This window comes from Flavobacterium caeni (assembly GCF_900101895.1).
Classification (GTDB): Bacteria; Bacteroidota; Bacteroidia; order Flavobacteriales; family Flavobacteriaceae; genus Flavobacterium; species Flavobacterium caeni.
Genome location: NZ_FMVF01000020.1, coordinates 23573 through 33694 on the forward strand (window position 1 = coordinate 23573; position 10122 = coordinate 33694).

Here is a 10122-nt window from a genome sequence, read left to right on the forward strand (position 1 = left end):
TAAAACAACAGTTACAACAATTCTTTTTCCGAAAGTTGTTTAAGGTACAAATCCTTGTAATACCCGTCCTGATTTACAAGCTGATTGTGAGAACCTTGCTGTAGGATGCGCCCTTGGTCGAGTATGATGATCTGGTCGGCATTCTTGGCCGACGACACGCGATGGCTCACGATGATGGTGGTTTTGTCCTTACAAAAATCGAGCAAGTTGTTCAGGATCGCCTCTTCGGTTTCGGTGTCTACGGCCGACAAACAATCGTCGAGCAATAGGATTTCGGGGTCTTTGATGATGGCGCGCGCAATCGACACACGTTGCTTTTGCCCGCCCGAAAGCGTGATGCCGCGTTCGCCCAAAACCGTTTCGTATTGCATCGCAAAGTTGACGATGTTCTCGTGCACGACCGCTTTTTTGGCCGCTTCGATGACCTCGTCGTCGGTGGCGTCTTCCTTGCCGAACTTGATGTTGTTCTTGATCGAATCCGAAAACAGGAACGCATCTTGCGGCACCATGCCGATGCTGTTGCGCAAATCGTACAGGTTCACTTGGGAAATCTCCGTTCCGTCGATTTTTACCGCTCCTTCCTTCACGTCATACAAACGCCCGATCAGCGACAACACCGTCGATTTGCCCGAGCCAGTCTTGCCCAGGATCGCGAGCGTTTGTCCTTTTTGGATCGTAAACGATACATTCCGGAGCGCTGTAATATTCGTGTCGTCATAGGTAAAACTGACATTCTCGAACGCGATCTGGCCCTGGATGTCCTTGTGCGAAGGATTGTGGTTGACGATCTCGGGCTCGATTTTCAGGAATTCGTTGATGCGTTTTTGCGACGCTTCGGCTTCCTGCACCATCGACGAAACCCAGCCCAAAGAAGCCACCGGCCACGTAAGCATGTTTACATACAGGATGAATTCGGCGATGACACCAATGCTTTCGATGCGCCCGTCTATGTACATCACGCCGCCCACATAAATCACCACCAGGTTGCTTACCCCGATGAGTGCGATCATCAGCGGCCCGAACAACGCCTGCACTTTGGCCAGGCTCATGCTTTTGGTCTTGCTTTCGTGCGACAAATCGACCATGTTTTGCTGGTGTTGGTCCTCGAGCGAATAGGCCTTGATCACGCGGATGCCCGAAAAGATTTCCTGCGTAAAACTCGATACCTTCGACAAATACTGTTGGAATACGGTGCTGCGTTTGTTGATTTCGGTCGAAAGTTTGAAAATCGCATACGACAGGATCGGCAGCGGCAACAACGTGTACAGCGTGAGTTGCGGCGATACGTCGAGCATGTAGCCGATGACGATAAAAAACCGGATGAATGTTTGCAACGAATACATCACGGCCGGGCCCACATACATGCGCACCTTGCCCACGTCTTCGCTGATGCGGTTCATCAAATCGCCCGTGCGGTTTTGTTTGTAGAAATTTTGCGTGAGCACTTCGTAATGACGGAACACTTCGTTCTTGAGGTCGAATTCGATGTGGCGCGACATCACGATCAGCGTTTGGCGCGTGATGAACAGGAAAAATCCCGATACGACGGTGGTCCCGATGATGAGCAATGTGTTGTGGATCAGGTCGGTCTTGACCATCGCCGCATCGGCGTTTTGCGCATGCCTGACGTAGTTTTCGATCGATGCGATGGAACTGCTGATCAACTTGGGCGTAAAAAGCGAAAAGATTTGTGAGATAACGGTGATGACAATACCGAGCAGGAAATGGTATTTGTATTTGATGAAATATTTATTCAAATATTGTAGTTCTTTCATCTTATTGGGAAAATCGATGCTTAAAATGTATCGGTTGGTTTTAAATGCTTAAAAAAGATTAATTTATCGTTTTTTCAGTTTATCTGCGATTTATTAACAAAAACGTAATTAATCATAAATAAAGTGAGATATTTTGATTTAAGTCTTAAATTTGCATAGCCTTTTTGATAAATCGGCAAGCTAAAATTTCAAACTATGACTACAGAAATCACCACCGCAAAAGAACTGCACAAGATTGACCCTGTTTTTGGCCAACTGTCTTTCGACAACCACGAGCAGATCGTTTTTTGCAACGACAAAGATACTGGATTAAAAGCAATAATCGGAATCCATAACACAGTTTTAGGACCGGCTTTGGGCGGTACGCGTATGTGGAAATACAACAACGAATGGGAAGCGCTCAACGACGTGTTGCGCCTTTCACGCGGGATGACCTACAAGTCTGCGATTTCTGGGCTCAACCTGGGTGGCGGCAAGGCGGTCATCATTGGCGATTCCAAAGTCGATAAAACCCCAGAGATGATCACCAAGTTCGGTCAGTTCGTAGGCTCGCTCAGCGGCAAATACATCACGGCCGAAGACGTCGGGACCACCACCGAAGACATGGACCGCATCCACAAAGTGACCAACTCGGTGACCGGCATTTCTGAATCGCTTGGCGGATCGGGTAACCCATCGCCTGTAACAGCTTATGGCGTGTACATGGGGATGAAGGCGGCAGCCCAATACAAATTCGGGACGGCCAACCTTGCGGGCAAAAAGATCATGGTGCAAGGCATCGGGCACGTGGGTGAAACGCTTGTCAAGTATTTGACCGAAGAAGGCGCGCTGGTCCAGGTAGCCGATTTGAGCCGTAGCCGTATGGAAGAGGTCGCTAAAAAATACGGCACTGTCGTGTTCGAAGGCAACGATTTGTACAGTGCCGATGTAGACATTTATGCACCGTGTGCGCTCGGGGCCACCGTCAACGACGAAACCATCCACAAGATCAAAGCCCAGGTGATTGCCGGGGCGGCCAACAACCAGCTCGCCAACGAGCAGGTGCACGGCGCGATCCTGCAGGAAAAAGGGATCGTTTATGCGCCCGACTTTTTGATCAACGCGGGTGGCATCATCAACGTGTACGGCGAAATCGTCAAGTACGGCAAAGACGAGGCGATGCGCCGCACCGAGAACATCTTCAACACCACGCTCGAGATCTTTGCGTTGGCCGAACAACGCGGCATCACCACGCAGCAGGCGGCCATGGCCATTGCCGAAAAGCGTATCGAAGACCGAAAAAAAGAAATGGCGAACTAACCGCCGTTTGCAAATAATATTTATTTTTGCGGAGCGAAAAGGAGGGTCTTTTCGCTCCGTTAATTTTTAAAGTTCTTACGCGTGTTAAACAGAAGACATATCCGGGTAAAAGTGATGCAATCGATCTATGCGATGCACCAAAAACATGCAGACAGTCTCGAAAAGGAAGAAAAGTTCCTGCTCATGAGCATCGAGAACATCCAGGATTTGTACCTGACCATGCTGTCGGCCATGATCGAGATCCGCCAAAAGGAAATCGAATTCCTCGAAAAGTCGGCGCAAAAATTTACCGCAACACCCGAAGAGAAAAATCCGAACAAAAAATTCGTCGACAACGCCGTACTCGAACTGCTGAGCCAAAGCGAATCGATAGGCACCGCGCTCGAAAACCGCAAGATCAACAACTGGCAGCTCAACGACGACTACATCTTGTTGTTGCTGGCAGCGGTCAAACAGAGCGACTTTTACGAAAAATACATGGCTACGCGTACCAGTGATTTTGAACAGGACAAGGAGTTCGCGGTCGCGTTGTTCGAAATGATCGCGAGTAACGAAAAACTGTACGATTACCTCGAAGATTACAAACTTACGTGGGTAGACGACATTCCGCTCGTGAACACGCAAATCATCAAACAGCTGCGCGCCATCAAATCGGGCAAGGACCAGTTTACCGTGCCCAAGTTGTACAAGGATACGGAAGACCGCGATTTTGTGTCGGAACTGTTCCGCAAAACCGTACTCAACGAATCGGAATTGTCTAAGGAATACATCGACAAGACGCCGAATTGGGACACCGAGCGCATCGCCGAGATCGATACAATCATCCTCAAGATGGCCATTTGCGAGTTCCTCAGATTTCCGTCGATTCCCGTCAAGGTGACCATCAACGAATACCTCGAGATCGCTAAGGAATACTCGACGCCCAAGAGCAGCATCTTCATCAACGGCATCCTCGACAACCTTGTCAAGGATTTCCAGACCAAGAATAAATTAAACAAAACCGGAAGAGGTTTACTATAACATGAAAAAAATCATCCTATCAGCGCTGGTGGTCGCCATGACCATCTCGTGCAAAAAGACCGAGGAATTGTCGGTACAAGACCCGGCCAGCGGCGTGGTGGCTCCGGCCATGCCAATCACAAACGAACCCGCACCCGACACGGTCATGATGAGCGCGCCGCCCATGCCCGAAGCCGCCGCGCGTGTAGCGCCTGCCGATGGCAAAGCGCCCGTGATGACGTTCGAAAAAACCGAGCACGATTTCGGGACCATCACCGAAGGCGACAAACCAAGTTATTCGTTTACGTTCAAGAACACCGGGGCATCCGACCTGGTCATTTCGAACGCAGTTGGGTCGTGCGGTTGTACCGTTCCAGACTATCCCAAGCAACCCGTCAAGCCGGGCGAATCGGGCAAGATCAAGGTGTCGTTCAACTCGTCGGGCAAGAACGGCCGCCAGCAAAAAACGGTGACCATCACCACGAATACCGCCGCGGGCAAGGAATTGCTCACCATCAGAACCAACATTAATCCTAAAGCCTAAGTACAAAAATTCAATACCATGGAACAAATCCAACAGTTTTTACCGTTTATCTTGATGTTTGTCGTGATTTATTTCTTTATGATCCGACCACAGCAAAACCGCATGAAAAAAGAAAAAGAATTCGAAAGCCAGCTCAAGGTAGGCGACAAGATTGTCACCAAAAGTGGCATTCACGGTAAGATTGCGGAACTCGCAGAGACCACCGTCATCATCGAAACCATGAGCGGCAAACTCAAGCTCGAACGCTCGGCCATTTCGCTCGAAATGTCGTCGGCGCTCAACAAAAAAGCATAAGTTTTTGCAAAAAAAGTAAAGTCCGTCCTTGTGGCGGATTTTTTTTGGGCGCCACGGGCGGGCTGTCCGCTTTTATCTTTTTGCGCTGGCGCACAAAAAGGATAACCGCTACCATCCCTGGCGCGGTACTGTTGTCGTGGGGGTATCCGGACTTTGAATCAGTTTTTTCGGTATTTGTCATTCAGCCCGACGCCATCGGCAATCATCGGCAAAATCTTTTCTATGCGCGACAATTTGGTCTTTTCCTGCTTGGCGTCGTTGATGTGCTCGACAAATTCGTATTGTTTGCCCGGCGTGAATTTCAGGAACGCCTCTGTCAATTTTTTTTCGGCCAAAGCAAATTGTAAAATCTCGGGGATTTCAAAGTTTTTCGACTTGGATTCGGCCTTGATCGCTTTTCCGGCGCGTTCGTTGGCGATGGCTTCTTTCAAATAGGCAAGGATCAGCTTCTCGTCGAGTTCGGCAACAGACGTAAACCGCCACTGACGCAGGGCTTTGGTCACGCCTTCGTTGGCATTGACGAGTACTTTTTTGGGGTCGGCCAAAAACACGCCGTTGTAAAACCAGATCGTGAAGTAGTTCTTGAATCCGCCAATCCCGATCACGTTCTTGCCGTCGATCGTGTAGACGGGCGCACCCCATTTGACGGTTTCGACCAGTTCGGTTTGGGCGATGATGTCTTTGAGTTGTTCAAGTTCGGTGGTCCAGCGTTCGTTGTTCAAAGTCTAAAGTTTAAGGTTTAAAGTTGACGGTTGGGTCAATTTTTTGTTGGATGTAGGTTGCACCCTCCCAGGCCCAATTTACCAAATCCAACCCAAACCCCACTACAGAAATTCCACAAATCTACCACCTCTATTTCTTCACACTCCCTTTCGAAAAACCAGTCGCCGTCAATTCCGCAATCCGCACGATCACGTCTACGGCTTTTTGGATGCTCTCTACCGGTACATATTCATACTTGCCGTGAAAGTTGTGTCCGCCCGCAAAAATATTCGGGCAAGGCAACCCCATGTACGACAATCTGCAACCGTCGGTACCGCCGCGAATCGGCTTGATCAAAGGCTTGATGCCCAAATCCTTCATCGCTTTTTCGGCCAAATCGACAATGTGCATCACCGGCACCACCTTTTCGCGCATGTTGTAATATTGGTCCTTGACCTCGGCCGTGGCGATATCTTCGCCAAACTGCTTGGCGAATTTCTTGTTGATATTCTTGACGATGTCGTGCACGAGCTTTTTGCGCGCCTCGAACTTTTTCATGTCGTGGTCGCGGATGATGAGCTCCACCTTCGATTCCTCGATGCTGCCCGACAAACCCACCACGTGAAAAAATCCTTCATAACCCTTTGTTTCCTGCGGCGTTTCGCCTGCGGGCAACGCATTGATGAAGTCGTTGGCGATCAGCATCGAATTGATCATTTTGCCCTTGGCGTAACCCGGATGCACGCTCTTTCCTTTGAACGTGATCTTGGCGCCCGCCGCGTTAAAGTTTTCATATTCGAGTTCGCCCACCTGGCTGCCGTCCATCGTATAGGCCCAGTCGGCGCCGAATTTCTTGACGTCGAACAAATCGGCGCCGCGTCCGATTTCTTCATCGGGCGTAAAACCCACGCGGATCTTGCCGTGTTTGATATGTGGGTTTTGGATCAAATACTCCATCGCCGAGACAATTTCGGTAAGCCCGGCTTTGTCGTCGGCACCGAGCAACGTCGTTCCGTCGGTCACAATCAACGTTTGGCCTTTGTACAACAGCAAATCCTTGAAATAAGAAGGCGACAGCACAATGTTCCGTTTTTTGTTGAGCACAATATCGCCGCCGTCGTAGTTCTTGACCACACGCGGCTTGACGTTGGCCCCCGAAAAATCAGGCGACGTATCGTAATGCGACACAAAACCTATCGTGGGTACTTTTTCCTTGACGTTCGACGGCAAAGTCCCCATCACATAACCGTTTTTGTCGATCGTGACTTCGGTCATGCCGATGGTCTTGAGTTCGTCGGCAAGTTTATTAGCGAGCACGAGTTGTTTTTTGGTACTGGGCGTGGTGTTGGAATTGGCATCCGATTCGGTATCGATGGTCACATAAGAGATAAAACGGTCGATGAGGTGTTGCATGATTTGAAATTTTGGAAGACAAATATAACCTGAATTTACCGCAAAGACGCAAAGTTTTTCGCAAAGTTAGGAAGCTTTTTTGCCTTTGGGGAAAGGTTTTTTGGCATTACAATAGAAGTTTTTGAAGCTATTTATTGCTGTCCGTTCCAAACGCAGTTCACCGAACTCCAATTAAAAATATTAACTAGGCGAGGTAATCTTTGCATCGGCTTGCTGGCGTCGCCGAGGCAAAGGATTTTTACTGCCATCAGGGCTAGAGTGTCGGTTTTCTATGACACGTTTGTTAAATTACAATCTTTGATTTCTTTGGGAAAACCTTTGATTTCTTTGTGGTTAAAACTTACTTTTGCACCAACAACAACACACCATGTACAAACTGCTCATCCGACCGATTTTCTTTTGGTTTGATCCTGAAGAAATCCACCATTTTACGTTTTCACTTATCAGGACGTTGTCCAAAATCCCGGGATTCCCGTCGATGTTCCGCGCGCTGTATGCGGTAAACGACAAACGGCTCGAACGCGAAGTCTTTGGATTGAAGTTCAAGAATCCGGTAGGGCTTGCCGCGGGTTTCGACAAAGATGCAAAATTGTACCAGGAATTATCGGATTTTGGTTTCGGATTCATCGAGATCGGTACGCTCACGCCCAAACCCCAAGAGGGAAATCCAAAGAAACGGTTGTTCCGCTTGCGCGAAGATTCGGCCATCATCAACCGTATGGGGTTCAACAACGGCGGGGTACACGCGGCGGTCGAGCGTTTGAAGAAGAACAAAAATGTGCTCATCGGTGGCAATATCGGTAAAAACAAAGTCACGCCCAATGAAGACGCGGTTTCCGATTATGAGATTTGCTTTGATGCGTTGTTCGACCATGTCGATTATTTTGTGGTCAATGTGAGTTCGCCCAATACGCCGAATTTACGCGAGCTGCAGGACAAAGAACCATTAACAGCTTTGCTGCGCGCGCTGCAAATTCGAAATGCCAAAAAACAAAATCCCAAACCGATCCTGCTTAAAATTGCGCCCGATTTGACCGATTCGCAATTGCTCGACATCATCGATATTGTTGCCGATACCAAAATCGCAGGTGTCATCGCGACCAACACCACCATTTCGCGCGACGGTTTGCAATCGGCCAACAAAACAGAAACAGGCGGATTATCGGGTAAGCCACTCACCAAACGCTCGACCGAGGTCATCCGATTTTTGTCCGAAAAGAGCAATAAGGCGTTTCCGATCATCGGCGTCGGCGGCATCCACACGGCCGAGGACGCGATCGAGAAACTCGAAGCAGGCGCGAGCCTCGTACAACTTTACACGGGCTTCATATACGAAGGGCCGCAGTTGGTGTCTGACATCAACAAAAAGATCCTGCAAACGATTTCGTAAAACGAGCGTATTTCTTATATTTGGCGTTCTATGGAGCCAGTCAAAATCATCGAATGTCCGCGCGACGCCATGCAGGGCATCAAGCCGTTCATCCCCACCCAACGCAAGATTACCTATATCCAATCGCTGTTGCGCGTGGGTTTTGATACGATCGATTTTGGGAGCTTCGTTTCGCCCAAAGCCATCCCGCAAATGCAGGACACGGCCGAGGTTTTGGCCGGATTGGATTTGTCGCAAACCACGAGTAAGTTGCTGGCCATCATCGCCAATACGCAAGGCGCGGTATCGGCATCACAATTCGACGAAATCCGATACCTGGGATTTCCGTTTTCGATTTCAGAGAACTTCCAGATGCGCAACACGCACAAGACCATCGCCGAATCGTTGGTGACGCTGCAGGAGATACTTGACATTGCCGATCGGTCGAACAAGGAGGTTGTGGCCTATCTGTCGATGGGATTCGGCAACCCGTACGGCGACCCGTGGAATGTGGAGATTGTGGGCCAGTGGACCGAAAAATTGGCCCAAATGGGCGTCAAGATTTTGTCGCTTTCCGACACCATCGGCTCGTCGACCCCCGATGTGATCACCTACCTTTTTTCGAACCTGATCCCGAAATACCCGCACATCGAGTTCGGCGCGCACCTACACACCACGCCCGACAAATGGCATGAGAAAATCGACGCCGCTTTCAAGGCCGGCTGCCGTCGTTTTGATGGCGCCATCCAAGGATTCGGCGGATGCCCGATGGCCAAGGACGATTTGACGGGCAACATGCCCACCGAGCGATTGTTGTCCTATTGCACCGTGCAAAAAGCGCCTACGGGAACCAGCCCAATGAGTTTTGAAAGCGCTTACAACGAGGCATCGAAATTATTTGGGGAGTTTCATTGATTTTCTTTTACGGATTGACGCGGTTGCGCCGGTTCGTGGCGGAAAAGCCGAAAGTGTACAGTTTTTCTGTAACGGTGGTTTGGAATAAATAAGTATTTTCGCTTCGTAGGGAAGGGGGTAGTGAAGGTCTTCCCTAAAAAAATCCGACGACAGTTGTTTACAGAAAATCTGTAGTTTTTGTTAAAGTTTTCGGGCCATCATTTTCTAAGCTAGTTCGCAAAGAAGGTAGTTATACCGCGCCCAGGTTTCTCCATACCACAGCATCTGTTAACTTTCACGATCAGAAAGGGCTATATAGAATCTATTTTTTTCTTTGTTGCCCATAGTATTCCCTTTAATACATCAGCGAAGGGTTTCCACTTCGCAAGATTTCTTCATGCCTTGCGTTGTCCATAGTCGGTGCCTTAAAGCGCTGCCTTAAAGCGCTGCCCTGCAAGCAACAGCCCTGCCGCTCTAGTAATCTTAAAATATCCATAATCAGCTTTGCGATGAATTTTTATATAATTTTTCTTTGGTCACTGCTTTTTGTGGCAAAAAAGTAGACTGCACCCAAAAGTTTAGACAAGTTAATAATTACATTGATAATGATGAACCCGATATTGTGTCGGGCTCATTCCATTTAAATTCAGTTTAATCCTGTCATTGTTATAATAATTGATGTACTCTTTTATCGCATGCCTTAAATGGTCTATTGACCTGAACTTATTGATGTAATAGAGTTCACATTTAAGTATCCCGAAGAAGTTTTCGATTACGGCATTATCCAGGCAGTTTCCTTTTCGGGACATGCTTTGTGTGATGCCATTTTGCTT

10 protein-coding genes are annotated in these 10122 nt (G+C 48.6%); 6 read left to right on the forward strand and 4 right to left on the reverse strand.

Annotation, left to right across the window (positions count from 1 at the left end):
• Positions 1-11 precede the first annotated feature (11 nt).
• Positions 12-1775 (reverse strand): ABC transporter ATP-binding protein, encoded by a 1764-nt coding sequence (locus BLP55_RS14930; protein WP_091146469.1) that lies wholly within the window; start codon positions 1773-1775, stop codon positions 12-14.
• Between the two features lie 195 nt (positions 1776-1970).
• On the opposite strand from BLP55_RS14930, the gene BLP55_RS14935 reads away from it, so the two are divergent.
• From BLP55_RS14935 to yajC, 4 genes are all read left to right on the forward strand, one after another.
• Entirely contained in the window at positions 1971-3074 is a 1104-nt protein-coding gene (locus tag BLP55_RS14935) for a Glu/Leu/Phe/Val family dehydrogenase (protein WP_091146472.1), read from the forward strand.
• Positions 3075-3188: 114 nt separating this feature from the next.
• The gene (gene nusB, locus BLP55_RS14940) at positions 3189-4094 is read left to right on the forward strand and encodes a transcription antitermination factor NusB (protein WP_091146475.1); all 906 of its coding nucleotides are present in this window, start codon (positions 3189-3191) and stop codon (positions 4092-4094) included.
• A 1-nt stretch (position 4095) separates the two neighbouring features.
• Positions 4096-4617 carry a DUF1573 domain-containing protein gene (locus BLP55_RS14945; RefSeq protein WP_091146479.1) on the forward strand — a complete coding sequence of 174 codons (522 nt, stop codon included), beginning with the start codon at positions 4096-4098 and terminating at the stop codon, positions 4615-4617.
• Positions 4618-4635: 18 nt separating this feature from the next.
• Positions 4636-4911: a preprotein translocase subunit YajC gene (gene yajC / locus BLP55_RS14950; RefSeq protein WP_091146482.1), complete on the forward strand. Its 276-nt coding sequence runs from the start codon at positions 4636-4638 to the stop codon at positions 4909-4911.
• 158 nt (positions 4912-5069) lie between these two features.
• Here the strand turns inward: yajC and BLP55_RS14960 are convergent, their stop codons facing one another.
• Together BLP55_RS14960 and pepT are read right to left on the reverse strand one after the other, a co-directional pair.
• On the reverse strand, positions 5070-5633 hold the full coding sequence (locus tag BLP55_RS14960; protein ID WP_091146490.1) for a YdeI/OmpD-associated family protein: 564 nt from the start codon (positions 5631-5633) through the stop codon (positions 5070-5072).
• A 130-nt stretch (positions 5634-5763) separates the two neighbouring features.
• The gene (gene pepT / locus BLP55_RS14965; RefSeq protein WP_091146493.1) at positions 5764-7026 is read right to left on the reverse strand and encodes a peptidase T; all 1263 of its coding nucleotides are present in this window, start codon (positions 7024-7026) and stop codon (positions 5764-5766) included.
• Positions 7027-7393: 367 nt separating this feature from the next.
• Here pepT and BLP55_RS14970 point away from each other — a divergent pair, with 367 nt between their 5' ends.
• Entirely contained in the window at positions 7394-8416 is a 1023-nt protein-coding gene (locus BLP55_RS14970; RefSeq protein WP_091146496.1) for a quinone-dependent dihydroorotate dehydrogenase, read from the forward strand.
• A 30-nt stretch (positions 8417-8446) separates the two neighbouring features.
• On the forward strand, positions 8447-9310 hold the full coding sequence (locus BLP55_RS14975) for a hydroxymethylglutaryl-CoA lyase (RefSeq protein WP_091146500.1): 864 nt from the start codon (positions 8447-8449) through the stop codon (positions 9308-9310).
• 566 nt (positions 9311-9876) lie between these two features.
• On the opposite strand, the gene BLP55_RS14980 is transcribed toward BLP55_RS14975, so the two are convergent.
• The coding region (locus BLP55_RS14980) for an IS3 family transposase (protein ID WP_139149729.1) at positions 9877-10122 on the reverse strand (246 nt) is incomplete at its 5' end.

Bases quoted from the DNA above. Each gene is read 5' to 3' on its own strand.
- BLP55_RS14930 (WP_091146469.1), bottom strand. From the start codon at position 1,775: ATGAAAGAACTACAATATTTGAATAAATATTTCATCAAATACAAATAC.
- BLP55_RS14935 (WP_091146472.1), top strand. From the start codon at position 1,971: ATGACTACAGAAATCACCACCGCAAAAGAACTGCACAAGATTGACCCT.
- nusB (WP_091146475.1), top strand. From the start codon at position 3,189: ATGCAATCGATCTATGCGATGCACCAAAAACATGCAGACAGTCTCGAA.
- BLP55_RS14945 (WP_091146479.1), top strand. From the start codon at position 4,096: ATGAAAAAAATCATCCTATCAGCGCTGGTGGTCGCCATGACCATCTCG.
- yajC (WP_091146482.1), top strand. From the start codon at position 4,636: ATGGAACAAATCCAACAGTTTTTACCGTTTATCTTGATGTTTGTCGTG.
- pepT (WP_091146493.1), bottom strand. From the start codon at position 7,026: ATGCAACACCTCATCGACCGTTTTATCTCTTATGTGACCATCGATACC.
- BLP55_RS14970 (WP_091146496.1), top strand. From the start codon at position 7,394: ATGTACAAACTGCTCATCCGACCGATTTTCTTTTGGTTTGATCCTGAA.
- BLP55_RS14975 (WP_091146500.1), top strand. From the start codon at position 8,447: ATGGAGCCAGTCAAAATCATCGAATGTCCGCGCGACGCCATGCAGGGC.